This window comes from Alcanivorax sp. HI0083 (assembly GCF_001635175.1).
This window is the reverse complement of record NZ_LWFX01000117.1, coordinates 1-468: the sequence shown is the minus strand read 5'-3', so window position 1 is coordinate 468 and position 468 is coordinate 1. Positions and strand designations below refer to the sequence as shown.

The 468-nt window shown below is 55.6% G+C and carries 1 protein-coding gene; it reads right to left on the bottom strand.

Features of this window, described 5'->3' with window-relative positions; all coding sequences use genetic code 11:
* Positions 1-266, bottom strand: a 266-nt coding sequence (locus A3754_RS01355; RefSeq protein WP_231880436.1) for an acyl-CoA dehydrogenase family protein, incomplete at its 3' end; no start/stop codon positions are given.
* Between the last annotated feature and the right edge of the window lie 202 nt (positions 267-468).

Sequence of the window (468 nt, the reverse complement as noted above, 5' to 3'; positions counted from 1 at the left end):
CAGCCAATGCCGGTGAGGCCCAGTTTGGCAATCTCTTCACTGATCACCACGCTGTAGAGGAAATCAGCGCCGATACCGCCGTATTCTTCACTCACCATGGGGCACAGAAAACCCTGCTCGCCCGCTTTTAACCATACCTCTTTAGGCACAACGCCCTGCTGCTCCCATTCTTCATTGAAGGGAACGGCTTCGTTTTCCAGGAATTTGCGTACGGTATCGCGGAAGGTTTCGTGGTCAGAACTAAACAGCGTACGGGGAATCATCATGCTCTCCGGCATCAGGTTATCGGGAGTGGCCCCAACGCCGGACTGGCAGGGGCACAGAATGCCCCATAATGTTCACTGTGGCGGTCATCGGGCAATGACCGAAACGCTCAGGCCCTTGCTCATCTGTGAAACCTGGCCAATGACGCTGTTGTCGGAAACGGATCAGGCCCGGTGTTCACGGCCCAGATATTCGGAGGATTGC